This window comes from Brevibacillus antibioticus, from assembly GCF_005217615.1.
Lineage (GTDB): Bacteria > Bacillota > Bacilli > Brevibacillales > Brevibacillaceae > Brevibacillus > Brevibacillus antibioticus.
Genome location: NZ_SZNK01000001.1, coordinates 3,835,318 through 3,851,659, shown reverse-complemented (window position 1 = coordinate 3,851,659; position 16,342 = coordinate 3,835,318). Strand labels below are relative to the sequence as shown.

Below are 16,342 nucleotides of genomic sequence, written 5' to 3'. Positions count from 1 at the left end.
CTACAAATCAAACACTAAAAAACTTGACAAAACGCTTGATAAACTTTCAATGGCTAATTCCAACTCAAATAATGAGGAATTGGCCTTTTTTGTATACCCCAGGAGGACAAACAGTCCCACGACTACTTAAAAAGCGCCACACAGGGAGCCGTGATTGGTGCGATATGCGGAGCCATATTTGGTCCAGCCGCGGGGATCGGTGGAGGAGCGGTTATCCCCATGACGGGTGGTCAAACGGCATTGAGTCTCGGTTCCGGTATGTTTATTGGTGGGTCATCGGGTTATGTTGACTACACGATACGAGAACTGTGGGATGGGCGCACGCCGAATGCGGGCAAAGCTTTAGAATCTTTTGCGTTTGGAGCTGTGCTGGGAGGCGGCTTCATGCTTGGAGCATCCTGGCTATCGCAAGGACTTAGCAAGATTAAGGGAATGGGCAAAGGTGGAGCTGCGCCGAAGGGCGAGGTGCCGAGTGATGCTCGTGGTGTATCTGCCGGAGATGCAATATTTGAGAGTCCTGATTTTAGGTATTTTAATAACGTGTCAAATAGAAAGGATATTGATCCAGATGGCTTCTTTGATGTAATACAGAATCTCGCAAATAAACTTAATGTAGAAGTAAAAGCTCCTAATAATATAATTTGGGCATATCCAGATGGAATGATAGTTGTTGCTCCTAGAATGGTATTAAACCCCAACTTGCCGGATTTGAGTAAGACAGGGAAGTTCACGACATTTAAACCAGGATACAAATAATTAGTTGGGAGTGATTGAGAAGCATGTTTACCTGTGAGAAATGTGGTGCTGTTCTTCAAAAACTACAGGGTGATAGTACTATTGGTATGATTTGCCCAAACTGTTTTTGGTCAGTAGTATCAACGAGGATTTCTCCAATTTTACTAGATGAAACGGATTTTCATGTTTATTTAAAGAACGGAAATCCTAAAGATTCAAAGCATATAAAGGTTGTTTCAAAAATTTCTGGGAAGAACTTTTTGAGTACAAGAGCTACTTTGATGCAAGCTGAACCACTTATTTTTATAGGAAAAGCAACGCAAGTATCAGAAATAAAAGAACTCCTAGACACTAACCAGTTGATATACAATATTAGACCGGACTGGCCATATTAGTTAGAAGTGATCGGTTAATACAAACTTGGTGGGGATATTCAGTAAAGTAATACTCAATAACACAGATAGCCCAGTTGTGTACCAACTTTTCCAAGTATTAACGAGTGGGAAAATCTATAGTTCATCATAACCACACACGATTGATAAAATTTCAAAGGTTTATTCCAACTAAAATTATAAGGAGGAATGAGCCTTTTTACTGCCTCAGGTGAGCATGTAAGTTATCCTGTACATTCCCGATGCAGCGGGATAGCAGGCGAAAGTGACGGGCTGTACAGCAATCCGAACAGTCCTTTCAACAATTATAAAAGCGCCACACAAGGTGCCGTGATTGGTGCGATATGCGGAGCCATATTTGGCCTAAATCAATTAATAAAAGAGAAGGTGTGCAATTAATGCAAGAAAAAACAATACATTATGGTCCGGAATGGTGCATGCAATTTTCTAATGAGGAGCTTTATGAATATCTCATCACTAAATTTGAAAGTAATGTGGATGTCTTGATAAAAACTTTATCTGAAGATGATCAAGAGGTTGAAATAACGTCAAATATACCAATTCAATTTATATGCTTTGACGGAGATATACAAGATTTGTTTATTAGTTTCAACGGAAATCAAACATCGATTTTTGTAAAAGATGAAGAATTAATGTTTATCGATGAAAGCACAAAAGGTAGTTATACAACGAGTGATACTTTTGGAAATGTTGTATATGAGGGAACATTACGTAATCTTACCCATGCTGAGATGTTAACTTTATTTGCTGAGATTATTACCTGCTTTATTGGTGCAATAGAAGTTGAAATAATTGAGAAAGAAGTTCCCAGCGATAAACAGTATAAAAAATACGATTATTATAAATCCCATAGTTATGAAATCAATGTACAAAACAATAATTCAGATAGAAAAAAGAAAGTCTTCGAAAATATTACCATATCTTATTAACATACAAAAAATACCCTATAGACAGACGTTTCCAAACGTCCACTCTATAGGGTAAACTTTTTCCCATTAATGAATCGCGTTCTTCTTAAACTGCCCACCGCGCACGTCGTGAATATTGCCGACAGCCAGGAAGGCATGCGGGTCCACTTCTTCCACGATCAGCTTCAGCTTGGCTTCTTCCAAACGCGTAATGATGCAGAAAATCACTTTCTTGTCGTCTCCGGTATAGCCGCCTTCCCCATTCAAAAAGGAGGACACCTTTGCACCAAATGGGCAAAGAATCGCACCTAAGAATTTGTTTAGAGAAATGATCAAGTCAAATGTAGGCAAAGAGACATTAGACTTAATAAAACAGAATAATATAAAAATCAGATTGGATTACAGTGAAGTTCCTTCAGATATATTTGGTAATAAAATCCTGGGATTAGCAAACGTTAATACAAACACTGTGAGAATATATGTAAGAGGGACAGAATCTGTTACTAGGACTACCCAAACAATTATCCATGAGGTTACTCATAATTCATTAAAAAATCCTATTTATACTCAACGTGAAGAGGTTATTGCTTTTATAAGAGAAGCCAAGCACATAAAAGAAAATCTTTCGTTTAGTGAGATTCGGTTTATCCTCAATGAAGTGAAAGAACTTTATCCTAATTTACCGTATCGTTGAAACTAAGGAGGGGCATATGAATAATAAAGATAATGACGATATTGATAGAAAGGTTTTGAAAGGTGAAAATGTTCCTTGTCCTAATTGTGGGCAAATCCTAGTTTATCAAAGAGCAGAAAGTGGTATGCATCCTAGTATTATATGTCCGACCGGAGATTATCATGTTCGGCTAAATATTAATAGAAATGATATATTAGATAGGTTAGGTTTAACAAAGCGAAACAAGAGTAATAAGTAGGTTAAATAAAGTTCATGGAATAAAACCAATAAACTAAACACTCCAACTTAACAACTAATTAATAAGCTGTCAAAGGCTGATTCCAACTTGAACGCTGAGGAGGAATGAGCTTTTTTTGCATGTCACGGTGGGCACACAGGCCAGCCTGTACTTTCCCGATGCGACGGGCAAACATGCAATGGTGCTGGGCAGCGTGCGCAAAAACGGGGACAGCTGTGCGAAAACAAGCAACCCGAACATTCGGTACTTTGGCACGGAGCACGGAAGCGAGCTGGAGCTGTCGCCTACTGCGATTAACATCGTTAGCGGCAACAAGGAGCCGTTGAAGCTGACCATTGACGACAACGTCGGAATTACCATGACCAGCCATAAAAAGCTGGTGCTCAACGCCAAGGAAGAGATTTTGTTGTATACGCCGAAGCGAATCGTGATCCATGCGCAAAGCCAGTTTCTCGCCAAGAAAACCAGTGCAAAGAGCGGGTTTACAATCGAGAGTGAATACCACTTTCTCGGGGCTGTGGTTCAGGCAGTAGGACGAGACAGAACGACGTTTCCGCCCTATAACGATGAACCGCAGAAGGGAACGCCACCACCGCCTGATCCGCCGTTTAACTGGGGGAAGCTGTTAGTCGGCGTGGTAGCTGCTGTAGCGATAGTAGGGTTTGTGGCATTGTCGGTAGCCACGTTTGGTGCCGGTGCAGTTATTGGAGCAGCAGCGGTAGGGGCAGCCCTCGGAGCGATTGGAGGAGTTGTCACGACCGCCTCATCCGATATTGCCAACGGGAAGATGAGTAGCGCTTACGACTATTTAATAAGCGCCACACAGGGAGCCGTGATTGGTGCGATATGCGGAGCCATATTTGGTCCAGCCGCAGGGATAGGTGGAGGAGCGGTCATCCCCATGACAGGTGGTCAAACGGCATTGAGTCTCGGTTCCGGTATGTTTATTGGTGGGTCATCGGGTTATATTGACTACACGATACGAGCACTGTGGGATGGGCGCACGCCGAATGCGGGCAAAGCTTTAGAATCTTTTGCAGTTGGGGTTATGTTCGGAGGTGCCTTCACGCTTGGAGCGTCCTGGCTATCGCAAGGACTTAGCAAGATTAAGGGAATGGGCAAAGGTGGAGCTGCGCCGAAGAGCGAGGGCACAGGGAATGGTGGATCTCGTGCCTCGGGAACCCAAACGGGACATGCTGAAAACGACATTCCTGATAAAAATGCTTCACCTAAGGTAGCGAACAGCGATTCAGGGCATTCGAATCAATCTATACCTCCTAAGGGTAAGCCTGATACTACAAAGAAAGATGATCTTCAAGGGAAAAACAAGCCAGATGCTGAGGGGACGGGAGAAGTTCCTAAACCAAGATCCGGGAAAGATTTGCTTTCGAATATTGAAAAAGTAGTTTATGGAGAAAGTGATTTATCCAAAATAGCAATTGATTTCAGGAAAGCTAACAAAATGACAAGTCCTCAAAGAAATATTGCTGTATTTGAATACTTAGATGAGAATGGAAATTTGGTTAGAAAAGCATTTGCAAGTAATGCTGATGATCACTCGGAAATTGTAGGTATGAAATTTTTAAAGGAAAATAATATTCGGAATGAAGCAGTAAAAAGAATATACTCGGAAAGAGAACCATGTATCTTAACAGAAACTAATCGTGGAAATTGTGCGGAAGAAATTAAAAATGCATTTCCTAATGTCAAAGTTGAGTACAGCATTGACTATGGTGAAACAAAAGAACTTGGTAAACGAGCAAAGGAAGAGATGAAGGAGCTTATAGAGCAGTATGTTGGAAATATAGATCAACTTACCAAAAAAAGAAAAAAATAGGGGGCTTTAGTTGTGGAAGATATCAAAAAGTATTGGGATAATGAATTTATTCATTATGAGAAAACTGAATTGAATAAATATGGATTCCACGAAGACACGGTTGAGTTTTTAGGCACAGTCGGTTTGATGGCAGGGAAACGCTTTAAAGATCGAAGTTATTTTGCATTTAGTTTTTTAGCTGATTTTAAAGAAGAGAAAATCGATGGTGAGAAGTATATTAGAATTGCTTCAACATTTCTAGGCTCAAGAGGATTGTATATAAAGAACGGAGAGGATCATGTATATTATATCGATTATTCAAAAGAGAATAATAAATTAATTAAAGATTTCTGTAATACAAAAATCCAGGACTATGTAGAGTTTGAAACAGTGAAGTCAATGATTTCTTCAAGATACCCAAATGTTGATGATGATGAATTAGAAGGTTATGAATGTGCTAGGGAAATGATTGAGGCATTTAAAAAAATAGACCCTGCTGCTGTTTATCCCTACTCTTATTGGGCAAATAGAATGTTGAACTATGCAATTAATTATTTCTATGATGAAGATGACAAAATTGAAGCAGCTATAAAATCAGGAAAATATGCAACCAGTAATGATGCGTATTTTGACATTCTATTTAATGGCATGGATGTTCTTGAAACCCGACCTCACATTTAACTGGAGTCAGAGAAACTGTTAGATATTGTCGGAGTTGCATTGTTATCATATCTATATTTTTATGGAAATAAAAGCTTGTAAACCCAAAAATGGCGTTCAATGCAACCAGTAATGCCGCAATGCGAGCTAGCCGCCCGTTTTGTGCCTCTTTCATTCTCTGATATGGATGGCGGGGGGTGATGAAATTGACCCCACCCAGTGCCGAAAGAACCCATCATTCAGCCAATAACAAATATAACCCATTTAATACCCATATAAAGGTTTCTTCATTTTGACTGTACGCACATGGAAGCAAGAAGTAAGAAGCTATGGTCAACAAGCATGAGAGTTACGAGACCAGGCAGACGAACTAAGACGTTTCAAGTAGTATCGATCCGCACATAGTGACAGAAGTAAAAAAGTTATTAGAACAGACTTCGACTTCGACTAGTTATCTAACGAAAAAGACGAATACCAATAACGCACGAAAATGGAACGGTTTCAGTTAGGATTTCAGGTGAAGCAAGTCCTAAAATATTGAAACAGCAAGACAATTATAAAACGCGTAAAATAAAAAACATGGAGATAAATACACTGTAAAGGCTGAACGGATGCCAACAGAAAATATATATACAATAGATAGTAGTAATAATGCAGGTAGTAAACGCTGCACATGATAACCCAAGTAAAATAACAGGCATGGATACTGTTTGGCGCGCATCTAAAAAAGAAAATCCTTACCCATATGCAGAAAATTCAAATCAAACGAATCCATGTTTAACGTGTAATAACAATATAAATATTGAGGAGTACATGAAATATGCAAATAAAAAGTAATCACATCCCATCCACAGGAGATTATACAAATCTTTTTGAACGATTATCAAAATATATATCAAGATTTGATGAGAAATGGGTAAATGAAATAGAACCAGCAAAAAAAGAGAGCATAGATACGCTAAAGAACTTAGCACAAATGAATAAATACAACTATCATTATCCTAAAGAATATGAGATTTATTTAAATTATATGGGGCAGGATGATAAGGGGTTACTTAAAACTCAACTTCCAGGATATGCTTCAATTTCTGAGATAATTGATTCTTATGAAGCGATACATGAGGAAGAACCAGATACTTTAAGTGATAAATATGTACATTTTTTTCAAAAAGAATTATTTGATGGTCAATTATCATTTGATTTTACCCAAACTGATAATCCTCAGATTGTTATGACTGATGAGGATAGCCAGTTTAAAAGTTATTTTGCAGATAACTTTGAAAAATTGTTATTTCAATGTGCATTTAGTAAATATGAAGGTTTAAATTATGATAAGTGTATAATGTTTAATGGATCATCTAGCATGCTTAAAGAAGCATTACAGAGGCACAATGAATCGGATGTTTTTAGCATAATTGATAAATTTTCAAAAACATATGATTTTCAAAGAGCATGGTTTAGTGACTTGACTCATCACATAGGTTTTAAAGACGGCATTAGCTTTTACATCGAAAATAAGAATAATGCTTTGTGTGGGTTTATTGTAGGTGATTTAGATAAACAAATCGACAATATTAGTGAAACCTTATTAACTGAATTATGTGTTGATAAATATAATTAAACTTTCACCGTGCGTATATGCAAAGTTTCATCGTAATAGAAGTTGAAATAATTGAGAGAGAAGTTAGATAGAAGAAAGTCTTAGAAAATATTACGATAAATTATTAACATACCAAAAATACCCTATAGACAGACGTTCCCAAACGTCCACTCTATAGGGTACACTTTTTTCCCATTAATGAATCGCGTTCTTCTTAAACTGCCCACCGCGCACGTCGTGAATATTGCCGACAGCCAGGAAGGCATGCGGGTCCACTTCTTCCACGATCAGCTTCAGCTTGGCTTCTTCCAAACGCGTAATGATGCAGAAAATCACTTTCTTGTCGTCTCCGGTATAGCCGCCTTCCCCATTCAAATAGGTAACGCCACGGCCCAGACGAGCAACAATCGCATCTCCCAAATTCTTGTGATTGTCGCTAATAATCCATACGGCTTTCGACTCCTGGAAGCCTTCGATGGTCAGATCGATCATTTTGAATGCAATGTAATAGGCGATCAGCGAGTACATCGCGCGATCCCAACCGAATACAAATCCGGCACTGCTCAAAATGAATAAGTTCATGAACATTACGATCTCACCAACGGAGAACGGAGATTTCTTGTTAAGCAGTACAGCGACGATCTCTGTACCGTCCAGAGAGCCTCCATAGCGAAGCACCAGGCCTACACCAATCCCGAGAAGTATGCCGCCAAAAACAGCTGCAAGCAGGGGATCATCCGTTAGCCCATGGACAGGGTGAAGGAGTGAAGTTCCAATTGACATGATCGTAACCCCGAAGAGGGTTGATAGTGCAAACGTTTTTCCGATTTGCTTGTACCCTATGATCAAGAAGGGCAGGTTAAGCACAAACAGGAAAACGCCAAGAGGGATTCCAGACAGATGCGAGGTAATAATCGAGATACCTACGATTCCACCGTCGATAATATTGTTCGGTACGAGAAAAATTTCGAGTGCTACCGAGAACAGGGAAGCACCAATCAGGATACCGAAGACCCTCTTGAGCAATTTTCCAATGGGTAATTTCTGATGAGCCGATTTTGCATGTGGTTGTTCCATCGTTCCTCTCCCCATTGTGAAATTTTTTACTTACTCAGCTATTATAGCATTCATTCTTATGCGATTACTGCACAATTACACTTTTTATAAAAAATATTCCATTCAGACTTGTTCAGACTCCTTTATACACTCGAAATCTCGCTTGGACGTGAAAGTGGGGGTAGCGAGTGTTCTGTATTGACTGGTTATACAGAAATTGCTATTTTCAAACTGTTAGGAAAATAGTTAGGGGGAAGCCTAATGGGTTTTTTGAAAGCGGAGATAGAAGTATCATCATCTATAGAGCTGGTTTGGTGGGCATGGACACGAGGGGAACGGCTTGTTCAATGGTTTGCGCATGATGCAACGATTGAGCCCTACCTAGGTGGAGCGTACGAATTGTACTTCAATCCAGCCAGTCGCGACCAGATGGGGACGAAAGGGTGCATCATTACCCATTTTGAACCGAAGGAGCGCCTGGGCTTTACATGGAAGGGACCGGATGAATTCGCAGATACCATGAATCACGAGGATGCTTTGACTTATGTGCTTGTCACCTTGTCTGAAGCAGAGGGGAAAACGCAAGTAGTGGTCGAGCATTTCGGTTGGAAAGAGGGAGAGGAGTGGGAAAAGGCTCGGGGCTGGCACGAAATAGCTTGGTCTCATGTTCTAGGGAGCCTGAAATCTGCACTGGAATCGGGCAAAGGAGATCTGTGCTGCTCTCCACAGGCTGCCCATCAAGGATAGATTTTGAGGATTCGTCCGTCATGGCGAGCCAATGTGATGATCACATATACAGACTATGAGAGACAATCAGAGAATAGACGTGATCTTTGTACGTACTCGTTTTGATAGGAAAAGAGGAGACATGAATGACAGCATCAATACTATTGTTTATTTTGGCGGGATTGGCGGAAATCGGCGGGGGATATTTGGTATGGCTGTGGCTAAAGGAGTCCAAGCCATACTGGTACGGTATCGTCGGGGCGCTGATCCTGGTGTTGTACGGAATCATTCCTACGCTTCAAAGCTTCCCTTCCTTCGGGCGGGTATATGCCGCCTATGGAGGGGTTTTTATCATTCTTGCGGTTTTTTGGGGATGGCTGGTAGATAAAAAAACACCCGATTTATATGACTGGGTGGGCGCTAGCATTTGCTTGGTCGGAGTAAGTGTCATCTTATGGGCGCCGCGCCAATAACGTGGAAGTGGAGGCTGAAATGAAAGACTTCGAGGAATTGTACTGCGAAAAGGATTCAGCGATGGAAGAAATAATAAAATGGCAGTCGGCATCAGAGCGAAAAATTACCCTTCTTCCATCCGAACAGGAGAAAGGGAAAAAACAGCTTGTTGATTTACAAGTGACGACGAGGTCAACTCTAGGTGCTGTTGCTTTTGAAACAGGCGGGATTCTGATTCACCAAGGATGGCTAAGGATTCTAGGGTCTGGTCATCCTCATTTACCTCGTTCCATCACTTCTTGGAATCAGCAGTGTGCCTTGAACGGGATGCTGCTGGTAGCAGACGATGTCATAGGGGGATTCTTTGCAATCAATGGTGGAATGTTTGCGGATTCAGTAGGCGGTATATGGTATTTCGCTCCGGACAGCCTTGTGTGGGAGGATCTTGAAATTGGCTATACCGACTTTTTACACTGGGCAATGACGGGGGATATCCATACGTTTTATGAGACATTTTTTTGGAAGGATTGGGAGAAGGACGTTTCCAAGCTAAAAGGCGATGAAATGTTCGCAATCTATCCTTTTTTGTGGTCAAAAGAAGCTCGTGAATTAACGATGGATGGGTGCTCAAAAAAGCCGGTACCTGCATCGGAAATTTGGGAGATGAGCAAGACAGTTGTGTAAAGAAAAAAAGAGCGGCCCACGAAGGACCGCTCTTTTGCTTTTATTGTTTGGTTGCTGCAACTTCAGCTCGAGAGCTGTGATGATCCAAGTACTCATCTGGACCGATAATTCCCGCAGCACGATCTTGTTTTTCCAGTTCAAGTGCTTTTGGTACGGAGAGCCAGTAAGCAAAAGCAATCCCGATAATACCTGCACCAAATTTACCGAGCATGACCGGCAAAATAATGTTTGGTTGGAAGTTAGCCGAGAATGACAAGTGGTCACCCAGCAAGAAAGCGGAACAAACCCCGAAGGAAATATTGATAACCTTGTCTTTCGGTGGCATGGAACGAATGAGACGGAACATCGCCAGGATGTTCGCGCTCGTTGCGAGCAAGCCTGCACTACCAGAAGGGCTCATGCCCAGCTTATTACCCAATACTTCGAGTGGCTTCGCTGCATATTTACGCAGCATGTAAACCATTGGGAACGCACCTGCGAGCATGATACCGATGTAACCAGCGGTCTCCAACGCACGGTATTGGTCGGTTGGATCCGCGATGATCGGATCGAAGCCCCATGCTCCGAAAATCTTTGTAAAGATGCCAGTAAAGTGTTGCACGATCGAGAATACGAGAACGAGCTTGATACCAGCGTCCATCGTTTTTCCGAAGATCATAAAGCCACGAATCATCAAGTCTGGCAGGAAGCGCAGACCAGTAGCAATCGCAAGTACGAAGAACAAAATTGGTGAAAGGTTCAGAAGTACCTGTCCGAAGCCAATGGCAAAAGCATAAGTCGATTCAGCGTTCGTCGAGATTTCATTGCGAACCTGTGCATTTGTCAAAACAAGAACGGCACTGGAGATAAAAGCACCAATCGGAACAGTCAAAATACCGGACATTACGCCAAGCGCCATGTATTTATGGTCGCGTTTGTCCAACATAGCAAGTCCCATTGGGATAGAGAACACGATTGTAGCACCGGCCATCAGACCGACGATCATCGCCATAATCCAACCTTCTGTGCTGGTCTTCAGGAGGTTTGCCAACTGATAGCCACCCATGTCAGATGCGAGAATGGCAGTTGCCGCAATCGCAGGATCTGCTCCAATTTTGTTGAAGATGGGTGATACCGCTTTTTCTACAAACCAAGAGATGTAAGGGAGAGACGCCATAATACCGGCAGCAGGAACGAAGATGTAACCTGTTGAGTGAATCCCTTCCATGAACTCCTTACCGAGACCCTCATCGCTGTTGCGGATCGCGGCAATGGCACCAATTACTGCACATAACATGATGATGTAAATAATGACGCTTCCAATGTGCTCCATGGATATCCCACCTTTTTGCGGATGTAAACAATAAAAGCACTTAGGACCTCATTTTTGAATGAGATATATCCTAAGCGCCTTTGCTTACTTTGTATGAACTTGTTTAGAGGTAATGGTAATAACAGTCAACTGCAACCGCTTTCATAGCACGGTAAAAATAAACGAAAAATACATGTCGCGTTTATTCGATTGTGTACATTCTGAATATTTTATGCTAGAAAGCGCCGTTGCTTTACTCTGCATTATAAAGAGATTATATGGGGAGGCATGGCTAATGTCAACTGTCCATTAGGAACAAAGAACGAATTATGTGAGGAAAAAGAGCTGAAAAAAAGCCACCCTTGTTATTCGCAAGGGCAGCTTTATGTGTAATTTACAGTTTTGTTACGTTCTCAGCTTGTGGTCCACGGTTGCCTTCAACCACGTTGAATTCAACGCGTTGGCCTTCTTCGAGGGTTTTGAAACCGTCGCCTTGGATTGCGCTGAAGTGAACGAATACATCGTTTCCGCCTTCAACCGCGATGAAGCCATAACCTTTTTCTGCGTTAAACCATTTAACTGTACCTGTTTGCATGGGTGTTACCTCCAACAAAATAAAATGAATATGTAACTTTTATTTATGGATAAAATAAAATTCACACATTGTAAAAGGTTCAGACATAAGTGTAAACCCTTTACAATATGTGAACGCTTTAAATAGGAATCTTTTGTTTAAGCTAATATTATCACAGAAGAAAGAGGAAAGCAATCGCTCAATAATCGAAAGGACGGCCCAAATTGGAAATTTTTGAGCCGTCCATTACAAGCATGGAACAAAATGTTATTTAGGAAAAGAACTTCACTCTCTCATCCAAAGGTTGGAATTGTTTTTCGCCTGGTTGAGCGGTAGGTTTGCCAAAAGGCATCTGTGCTCTCAGCTTCCAGCCACTAGGGAGCTTCCACGTTTGTTGGACTTCTTCATCAATGAGTGGATTGTAATGCTGCAAGGAAGCACCGAAGCCCTCGATTTCCAAAGCAGTCCACACAACATACTGAAGCATTCCGGAAGATTGCTCGGACCAAATCGGGAAATTATCTTTGTACGCGGCGAATTGCTGCATGAGGTTTTCGACGACGCTTTGGTCTTCAAAGAAAAGAACAGTGCCGTAGCCGCTACCAAAGGCATTCATTTTTTCTTCTGTGGCTCCGAAATTTTCAGCGGGAACGATTTTACGCAGCGTTTCTTTGGTAATGTTCCATAGCTTATCGTGCTCCGCGCCCAAGAGGACAACAACGCGAGCGCTTTGGGAGTTGAATGCGGATGGTGTGTATTTTACTGCTTCCTGCACGACTTCTTTAATGCGTTCATCGGATACGACATTTTCCTTACTGATCCCATAGTATGTTCTTCTGTCTTTTACGGCTGCAATAAAATCCTTACCCACTCTACATTCCTCCTGCAACTTGTTTTTACATTAACATGATGCATTGAAAGGGAGAAGCTTATTCAATGGTATGCTGATATGATAAGTAAACTTTTTTTCGGTTACAATGGGTTGATAAGATTCGAGTTAGTAAGGAGGGTATCTATGATTACTAAAATGGCAACGGTAGCTGTTTACGTAGAAGATCAGCAACGCGCAAAAGTATTCTGGACAGAGAAGGTTGGATTTGAAGTCAAGCAAGAGCATCCGATGGGACCAAACAGTAGTTGGCTGGAGGTAGGACCAGCAGGTGCCCAGACTGCTTTGGTACTTTATCCGAAAAATATGATGAGCAACTGGCAGGAACAAAAAGCCTCGATCGTTTTTGAATGTACAGAAATTGAAGAGACGTACGAAACGATGCGCGCGAATGGTGTTGTATTTCAAGGAGAACTGAACAAGATGCAGTGGGGGACCTATGCGACTTTTCAGGATGAAGACGGGAACAGCTATTTACTAAAAGGATAAGAGTAGTGACGACCTCTGGCCAAATGCGGCTGGAGGTTTTTAATTAGGACGAATCAAACAATCGCACGAACGAGGTAATACATATGCGTAGTGGGCAGACCGTCAGAAGTCGCATAGTGGTCAAAGATCGGCATAACACTCTCCATGTGTAATTCGATGGCGGACGTGAGAATAGTGGGACTTTGTCCGAAGCAACGCATGCGAATGACATCGAGAGGGGTCTGAAAATACTCGGTGGCGATCACTGTCTGAATATCTACTCGCTGGAAAGCAGCTTGTTTGAGTCTCTCCTGCAGATTTTGCAGGATTGGGGTGTTAGCTGGACGTGAACCAAATAAATGAGGAAACCATTCAAATAATTCGGTGGACAACTGATCGCCCGGATGTAATCCGATGAATGAGCCTCCTCTTTTAACGACGCGTGCTATATCTGGATAGGCGGAGGTAGGTCCCTTCCGATTGTAGGCGCAATCGAACGTATCGTCATGGAAAGGGAGGGTATATTTCGTATTGGTGACAACGAAGGAGACGTTTTCGGGTGTTTGCCTACTGGCCTTTTGCACAAAGTTTTCTGTCACATCCAAGCCGACGACTTCTTTGGCAGAACGGCCCCAGTGCAGTGTGAATGCGCCGTGCCCGCAGCCGATGTCGAGAACAGATTGATTCGGAACCATGCGACTAACTTCTTCCATAAAAAGGGACTCGCCATTCGGTTCTGTAATAGTAGAGCGCCACGGGTATACGTATTCACCAGTCATTTTGCCCAGCTGAGTGTACCAGGCCAAAGAGTGGGGGGCGAGCCAGTCGGGATGGGTGTTCGGATTCGGTGGATGAAGCATAATCGGTCACCTCTCATCTAACGAAAATGCGCAACAGGTTACATTGTAATAATTTCCCTGTCTTTTGACAAACTCTTTAAACGGCTTTACACGAATGAAAAGTAGCGATAACGTGGAAGAGGGAAAGCGGTTGAAAGGAGCCAGAGCAAATGATTTCATCACAACAATATAGAAGCATTCTGATCGTGACCTCCGTTGACGCAGAACGGGATGCAGTGATGCGCGGCATTCAAGGGGATGAGCGTTTCACAGTCATCATAGGGGGAGTAGGACCTGCGGCAGCCGCAGCCAGTACAGCCAGAGCGCTTGCTTGCGCGGACTACGATCTGGTCATTTGTGCAGGAATATGCGGTGGATTTGTGGGACAAGCAGAGATTGGGTCGCTGGTTGTCGCGACAGATATTATTTGTGCGGATTTGGGGGCAGAAACGCCTGAGGGCTTTTGCAGTGTGGATGAGCTGGGATTTGGATCAGCTCGGGTAAGTGTCGATCAAGAGATGGTCGAACAGCTGACAAATTCGATGAAAGAGGCAGGATTGGCAGCCAAAAAAGGCCTTGTACTTACACTATCCACCGTGACGGGAACAGCGGAAACTGCGGCTGCTTTGGCACAGCGGATGCCAGACGCGTTAGCTGAAGCGATGGAGGGGTATGGGGTCGCTACTGCTGCCCAGGCTGCCAGACGACCTGTTCTGGAAATTCGCACGGTATCGAATGCAATTGGACCGCGGGATAAATCCGCTTGGCGGATAAAAGATGCGTTGGAATCTCTGGAAAAGGGAAGCTCTGTACTACGGGAGGTACTATCATGAAAATTGCATTTTCACCATGTCCAAATGACACTTTTGTTTTTCATGCCTGGGCACATGATTTGATTCCGGGAGCGCCAAAGCTCGATATTATGTACGCAGATATCGATATTACAAATACACTTGCTGCACAGGGGGAAGGGCCTGAAGTAATGAAAATCTCCTATGCGGCATTGCCTTGGGTGATGGACAACTATTCGTTGCTCCCATGCGGGGGGGCACTGGGCAGAGGATGCGGGCCACTCGTTTTAACGCAAGGAAATTCTGGCGAGAGTGCGAACGATCCAGCACGCCTGTCCAACAAACGTGTAGCCGTTCCGAGTGAGCGCTCCACAGCCTATTTACTGTTCCGGCTCTGGGCTGCACAAAATGTCCCAGGTGGTGTAGGGGAGATCGTCGTCATGCCGTTTCATGAGATTATGCCGGCTGTACGTGACGGCAAGATCGATGCAGGACTCGTGATCCACGAGGCGCGTTTTACGTATCAAAACTACGGGTTATCTCTCATGACTGACTTGGGCAACTGGTGGGAGTCTGATACCAATTTACCGATTCCGCTGGGTGCCATCATTGCGAAAAAAACAATGGACATCGAGGCACTGACCAATTGGACGCGCTCCTCTGTGGAGTATGCATGGGCGAATCCGACTGCGTCACAAGAATATGTCATGTCCCATGCCCAAGAGCTGTCCCTGGAGGTAGCGCAAGCGCATATTAATTTGTACGTGAATGAGTTTACGAGAAATTTGGGTAACGATGGTTATGCAGCTGTTGAGGCGTTGCTCGGTCGTGCAGCCGAGGAAGGGCTTGTACCCGCATTTGATTTGTCGACATTACGGCGCTAGCTAATTCAATAATGCGAGGGGGCAGCTCACAGAGTAGAGTTGCCCCTTTTTCTTGTTCGAGTGAAGCGTTATCCAGCGTAGATCAATCCACATGCCAGTCGTTTTCCGCTATTTCCGGCCGGCTGCGAATGGAAGTCATCGGGACTTTGATGGATGATCAAGCTTCTACCGACCACATCTGCTGCACTGATTTTGTTTGTGAAAAAAGTCATTCGTGCATAGCCGTCATTGGAAAACAGTACGGGGAAGTCGCCTACGTGGTTGCCATGTGGCTGGTGCGTGGGGTTCCAGTGACTGCCTGCTGCGGTAAAGGGATCATTCGGATTTCCTACCGTACAGACGCCATGCTCATGCAAATGAAAACCAAACGGCCCGATTTGCGGCTGATTGCCAGCGGCTGGCTGGAAAGCGGGGAGACCGCTGACTTCCACGAACACTTCGGTGCCGTAGGGGACATCGGTAAACACAACGTAGCCGTGTAGGTTTGGTGCCAGTGGACCACCCTGAATTTCGGCAAAAGATTGTCCTATTCTCCGTCCATGTTGTGAGGACACGGCTCGCAAGTCATATTCATATGGGTACTCATAAGGCTGATATCCGTACATGTTATACACCACCTTACT

Annotated in this window: 20 protein-coding genes and 1 pseudogene; 14 read left to right on the top strand and 7 right to left on the bottom strand. The window is 43.2% G+C overall.

Annotated elements, in window-relative coordinates:
• Positions 1 to 219 precede the first annotated feature (219 nt).
• The 3 genes from E8L90_RS18295 to E8L90_RS18285 all read left to right on the top strand — a co-directional run bounded on the left by E8L90_RS18295 (position 220) and on the right by E8L90_RS18285 (position 2,077).
• A complete protein-coding gene (locus E8L90_RS18295; protein ID WP_137030682.1) occupies positions 220 to 756 on the top strand; it encodes a hypothetical protein in 537 nt (178 codons plus the stop codon).
• A 23-nt stretch (positions 757 to 779) separates the two neighbouring features.
• Positions 780 to 1,130 (top strand): hypothetical protein, encoded by a 351-nt coding sequence (locus E8L90_RS18290; protein WP_137030681.1) that lies wholly within the window; start codon positions 780 to 782, stop codon positions 1,128 to 1,130.
• Between the two features lie 395 nt (positions 1,131 to 1,525).
• Positions 1,526 to 2,077, top strand: a complete 552-nt coding sequence (locus tag E8L90_RS18285) for a hypothetical protein (RefSeq protein ID WP_137030680.1) — start codon at positions 1,526 to 1,528, stop codon at positions 2,075 to 2,077.
• A gap of 66 nt (positions 2,078 to 2,143) precedes the next feature.
• Here E8L90_RS18285 and E8L90_RS18280 read toward each other — a convergent pair.
• Positions 2,144 to 2,389, bottom strand: a pseudogene (locus E8L90_RS18280) (YitT family protein); the annotation flags it as partial.
• On the opposite strand from E8L90_RS18280, the gene E8L90_RS18275 reads away from it, so the two are divergent.
• The 5 genes from E8L90_RS18275 (at position 2,385) to E8L90_RS18255 (ending at position 7,085) form a co-directional block, all read left to right on the top strand.
• A complete protein-coding gene (locus tag E8L90_RS18275) occupies positions 2,385 to 2,750 on the top strand; it encodes a hypothetical protein (protein ID WP_137030679.1) in 366 nt (121 codons plus the stop codon). The pseudogene E8L90_RS18280 and the gene E8L90_RS18275 overlap by 5 nt on opposite strands.
• A 16-nt stretch (positions 2,751 to 2,766) precedes the next feature.
• Entirely contained in the window at positions 2,767 to 2,988 is a 222-nt protein-coding gene (locus E8L90_RS18270) for a hypothetical protein (protein ID WP_137030678.1), read from the top strand.
• A 115-nt stretch (positions 2,989 to 3,103) separates the two neighbouring features.
• Positions 3,104 to 4,825, top strand: a complete 1,722-nt coding sequence (locus E8L90_RS18265; protein WP_137030677.1) for a nucleic acid/nucleotide deaminase domain-containing protein — start codon at positions 3,104 to 3,106, stop codon at positions 4,823 to 4,825.
• A gap of 12 nt (positions 4,826 to 4,837) precedes the next feature.
• On the top strand, positions 4,838 to 5,485 hold the full coding sequence (locus E8L90_RS18260; RefSeq protein WP_137030676.1) for an SUKH-4 family immunity protein: 648 nt from the start codon (positions 4,838 to 4,840) through the stop codon (positions 5,483 to 5,485).
• A gap of 799 nt (positions 5,486 to 6,284) precedes the next feature.
• The gene (locus E8L90_RS18255; RefSeq protein ID WP_137030675.1) at positions 6,285 to 7,085 is read left to right on the top strand and encodes an SMI1/KNR4 family protein; all 801 of its coding nucleotides are present in this window, start codon (positions 6,285 to 6,287) and stop codon (positions 7,083 to 7,085) included.
• Positions 7,086 to 7,259: 174 nt separating this feature from the next.
• On the opposite strand, the gene E8L90_RS18250 is transcribed toward E8L90_RS18255, so the two are convergent.
• Complete coding sequence (locus tag E8L90_RS18250; RefSeq protein WP_137030674.1) at positions 7,260 to 8,141, bottom strand: YitT family protein; 882 nt, start codon at positions 8,139 to 8,141, stop codon at positions 7,260 to 7,262.
• Between the two features lie 240 nt (positions 8,142 to 8,381).
• On the opposite strand from E8L90_RS18250, the gene E8L90_RS18245 reads away from it, so the two are divergent.
• The 3 genes from E8L90_RS18245 to E8L90_RS18235 all read left to right on the top strand — a co-directional run bounded on the left by E8L90_RS18245 (position 8,382) and on the right by E8L90_RS18235 (position 9,983).
• On the top strand, positions 8,382 to 8,867 hold the full coding sequence (locus E8L90_RS18245) for an SRPBCC family protein (RefSeq protein WP_137030673.1): 486 nt from the start codon (positions 8,382 to 8,384) through the stop codon (positions 8,865 to 8,867).
• Between the two features lie 125 nt (positions 8,868 to 8,992).
• Complete coding sequence (locus E8L90_RS18240) at positions 8,993 to 9,319, top strand: YnfA family protein (RefSeq protein ID WP_137030672.1); 327 nt, start codon at positions 8,993 to 8,995, stop codon at positions 9,317 to 9,319.
• Between the two features lie 19 nt (positions 9,320 to 9,338).
• Entirely contained in the window at positions 9,339 to 9,983 is a 645-nt protein-coding gene (locus tag E8L90_RS18235) for a DUF2625 domain-containing protein (RefSeq protein WP_137030671.1), read from the top strand.
• A 40-nt stretch (positions 9,984 to 10,023) separates the two neighbouring features.
• Here E8L90_RS18235 and eutH read toward each other — a convergent pair whose 3' ends face one another.
• From eutH to E8L90_RS18220, 3 genes are all read right to left on the bottom strand, one after another.
• A complete protein-coding gene (eutH, locus tag E8L90_RS18230; RefSeq protein ID WP_137030670.1) occupies positions 10,024 to 11,295 on the bottom strand; it encodes an ethanolamine utilization protein EutH in 1,272 nt (423 codons plus the stop codon).
• Between the two features lie 373 nt (positions 11,296 to 11,668).
• Positions 11,669 to 11,869 (bottom strand): cold-shock protein, encoded by a 201-nt coding sequence (locus E8L90_RS18225; RefSeq protein WP_007725380.1) that lies wholly within the window; start codon positions 11,867 to 11,869, stop codon positions 11,669 to 11,671.
• Positions 11,870 to 12,119: 250 nt separating this feature from the next.
• The gene (locus E8L90_RS18220; protein ID WP_137030669.1) at positions 12,120 to 12,719 is read right to left on the bottom strand and encodes a nitroreductase family protein; all 600 of its coding nucleotides are present in this window, start codon (positions 12,717 to 12,719) and stop codon (positions 12,120 to 12,122) included.
• Positions 12,720 to 12,863: 144 nt separating this feature from the next.
• Here E8L90_RS18220 and E8L90_RS18215 point away from each other — a divergent pair, with 144 nt between their 5' ends.
• Positions 12,864 to 13,226 carry a VOC family protein gene (locus tag E8L90_RS18215; protein WP_137030668.1) on the top strand — a complete coding sequence of 121 codons (363 nt, stop codon included), beginning with the start codon at positions 12,864 to 12,866 and terminating at the stop codon, positions 13,224 to 13,226.
• A gap of 53 nt (positions 13,227 to 13,279) precedes the next feature.
• Here the strand turns inward: E8L90_RS18215 and E8L90_RS18210 are convergent, their stop codons facing one another.
• The gene (locus E8L90_RS18210) at positions 13,280 to 14,065 is read right to left on the bottom strand and encodes a class I SAM-dependent methyltransferase (RefSeq protein ID WP_137030667.1); all 786 of its coding nucleotides are present in this window, start codon (positions 14,063 to 14,065) and stop codon (positions 13,280 to 13,282) included.
• A 149-nt stretch (positions 14,066 to 14,214) separates the two neighbouring features.
• Here E8L90_RS18210 and E8L90_RS18205 point away from each other — a divergent pair, with 149 nt between their 5' ends.
• On the top strand, positions 14,215 to 14,877 hold the full coding sequence (locus E8L90_RS18205; RefSeq protein ID WP_137030666.1) for a futalosine hydrolase: 663 nt from the start codon (positions 14,215 to 14,217) through the stop codon (positions 14,875 to 14,877).
• Positions 14,874 to 15,719, top strand: a complete 846-nt coding sequence (locus tag E8L90_RS18200) for a 1,4-dihydroxy-6-naphtoate synthase (protein WP_137030665.1) — start codon at positions 14,874 to 14,876, stop codon at positions 15,717 to 15,719. The genes E8L90_RS18205 and E8L90_RS18200 overlap by 4 nt, the downstream gene beginning before the upstream one ends.
• Positions 15,720 to 15,787: 68 nt before the next feature.
• Here E8L90_RS18200 and E8L90_RS18195 read toward each other — a convergent pair whose 3' ends face one another.
• Positions 15,788 to 16,324 carry a superoxide dismutase family protein gene (locus tag E8L90_RS18195; RefSeq protein ID WP_137030664.1) on the bottom strand — a complete coding sequence of 179 codons (537 nt, stop codon included), beginning with the start codon at positions 16,322 to 16,324 and terminating at the stop codon, positions 15,788 to 15,790.
• Between the last annotated feature and the right edge of the window lie 18 nt (positions 16,325 to 16,342).

Excerpts from the sequence above, each read along its gene's own strand:
- E8L90_RS18295 (WP_137030682.1), top strand. The coding sequence starts at position 220 with ATGACGGGTGGTCAAACGGCATTGAGTCTCGGTTCCGGTATGTTTATT.
- E8L90_RS18290 (WP_137030681.1), top strand. The coding sequence starts at position 780 with ATGTTTACCTGTGAGAAATGTGGTGCTGTTCTTCAAAAACTACAGGGT.
- E8L90_RS18285 (WP_137030680.1), top strand. The coding sequence starts at position 1,526 with ATGCAAGAAAAAACAATACATTATGGTCCGGAATGGTGCATGCAATTT.
- E8L90_RS18275 (WP_137030679.1), top strand. The coding sequence starts at position 2,385 with ATGATCAAGTCAAATGTAGGCAAAGAGACATTAGACTTAATAAAACAG.
- E8L90_RS18270 (WP_137030678.1), top strand. The coding sequence starts at position 2,767 with ATGAATAATAAAGATAATGACGATATTGATAGAAAGGTTTTGAAAGGT.
- E8L90_RS18255 (WP_137030675.1), top strand. The coding sequence starts at position 6,285 with ATGCAAATAAAAAGTAATCACATCCCATCCACAGGAGATTATACAAAT.
- E8L90_RS18250 (WP_137030674.1), bottom strand. The coding sequence starts at position 8,141 with ATGGAACAACCACATGCAAAATCGGCTCATCAGAAATTACCCATTGGA.
- E8L90_RS18245 (WP_137030673.1), top strand. The coding sequence starts at position 8,382 with ATGGGTTTTTTGAAAGCGGAGATAGAAGTATCATCATCTATAGAGCTG.
- E8L90_RS18240 (WP_137030672.1), top strand. The coding sequence starts at position 8,993 with ATGACAGCATCAATACTATTGTTTATTTTGGCGGGATTGGCGGAAATC.
- E8L90_RS18235 (WP_137030671.1), top strand. The coding sequence starts at position 9,339 with ATGAAAGACTTCGAGGAATTGTACTGCGAAAAGGATTCAGCGATGGAA.
- eutH (WP_137030670.1), bottom strand. The coding sequence starts at position 11,295 with ATGGAGCACATTGGAAGCGTCATTATTTACATCATCATGTTATGTGCA.
- E8L90_RS18225 (WP_007725380.1), bottom strand. The coding sequence starts at position 11,869 with ATGCAAACAGGTACAGTTAAATGGTTTAACGCAGAAAAAGGTTATGGC.
- E8L90_RS18215 (WP_137030668.1), top strand. The coding sequence starts at position 12,864 with ATGATTACTAAAATGGCAACGGTAGCTGTTTACGTAGAAGATCAGCAA.
- E8L90_RS18210 (WP_137030667.1), bottom strand. The coding sequence starts at position 14,065 with ATGCTTCATCCACCGAATCCGAACACCCATCCCGACTGGCTCGCCCCC.
- E8L90_RS18205 (WP_137030666.1), top strand. The coding sequence starts at position 14,215 with ATGATTTCATCACAACAATATAGAAGCATTCTGATCGTGACCTCCGTT.
- E8L90_RS18200 (WP_137030665.1), top strand. The coding sequence starts at position 14,874 with ATGAAAATTGCATTTTCACCATGTCCAAATGACACTTTTGTTTTTCAT.
- E8L90_RS18195 (WP_137030664.1), bottom strand. The coding sequence starts at position 16,324 with ATGTACGGATATCAGCCTTATGAGTACCCATATGAATATGACTTGCGA.